1 protein-coding gene is annotated in these 1323 nt (G+C 72.4%); it reads right to left on the reverse strand.

Features of this window, described 5'->3' with window-relative positions:
- Positions 1-82 precede the first annotated feature (82 nt).
- The coding region (locus tag G6021_RS15605; protein WP_182641686.1) for an N-acetylmuramoyl-L-alanine amidase at positions 83-1323 on the reverse strand (1241 nt) is incomplete at its 5' end.

A 1323-nucleotide genomic window follows, 5' to 3' on the forward strand; every position in this document is an offset into this window, starting at 1 on the left:
GCCCCGGTGACGGGGCGGCGGGCACACCTGGTGGGACCCGGTCCGCGAGTCTGGTCGGCCGACGCTCGGCGTCGGCCGGGGATCAGGGGTTCGGCTCGACCGTGAGCTCCTTGGTGGCCGGGTCGAAGACCAGCGTGCCGCCCTCGAAGCGCTGGGCGACCGTGCCGTCCCCGCGTCCGGCCTCACTCGAGACCGGCAGGCCGAGTGGTCCGTGCTCGAAGCCCTGGGAGGCCCAGGCGTCACCGATCACGCCCCACACCGGGTGGGTGCCCGTCTCGGGGGAGGAGTAGACCGCACCGTTCTCGTGCTTCACCAGGGACACGTTGCCGAACCTCTGGACGCCGGAGAGGACCTGTCCGAGCGGGCCGGCGAACTGCGAGGCGAGCCTGGCGAAGTCGCCGCCGATCAGATTCCCGACGGAGCCCAGGTCCCCGCCGACCGCGGCCTGCACCGAGCCGGCGTCGAACGGGATGTCGGCCAGCGTCTTCCCACCCGTGAGGATCCGGGTCAGCGCGGCGGCGTCGAGGCGGCCACCGGACAGCACGGTCCGGAGCGCGGAGGTCACCGCGTCCTGGACACTGCCCTGGGTGACGTCCGGGATCGTCGTCCCACCGGTGCCCGGCCGCGGGGTCGTCCCGGGGTTGGTGACCGGGGGAGTGGGGTTGGTCGGAGCCGGGGTCCCGCCGCCGCTCTGGGCGTAAGCCGCCGCGATGTCGCGGATCTGACCCATCCTGGCGTAGCCCGCGTCGCCGGGGCACGAGGTGTTGCCGACGTCGCGGTGGGCGAAGATGTTGGGCAACCGGACCGCGGCGCCCATGGGGTACCTGGTGAAGGACGTGCCCTCGGAGTAGTGGGTGTCGGAACCCTTGGGGTTGACCCCGGCGACCGACAGGCGCCAGCCGATGATCTCGCCCATCTTGCGCACGGTGGCATCGGGCGGGGCGACGGTCGAGTAGTCGCCCATCATCGAGATCCCCCAGGTGTTGCCGTTGAAGCCGCCGGCGTGCGCACCCTGGACGTTGCGGTTGAGGCCGCCGTGGCGGCCCTCGAAGGCCTGGCCGTACTTGTCGACCATGACGTTGTACCCGACGTCGCACCAACCCAGATTGCGTGCGTGGTAGGTGTAGATGCCCCGCACGACGCCGGCCGAGCCCTCGCGGGTGTAGTTGTTGCTGCCGGCCGTGTGGTGGACGACGGCGGCGGCGAGCGTGGGGTCGTAGGTGGCGTTGCGGCAGCGGATGGACTCGTCGGCGCCCCAGCCGGCGCGGCTGATGATCGCCGGCTGCCTGGCCGCGATGTCGCCGTTCGCGCCGGTCCCGCCCT

The organism is Dietzia sp. CW19 (assembly GCF_014145265.1).
Lineage (GTDB): Bacteria > Actinomycetota > Actinomycetes > Mycobacteriales > Mycobacteriaceae > Dietzia > Dietzia natronolimnaea.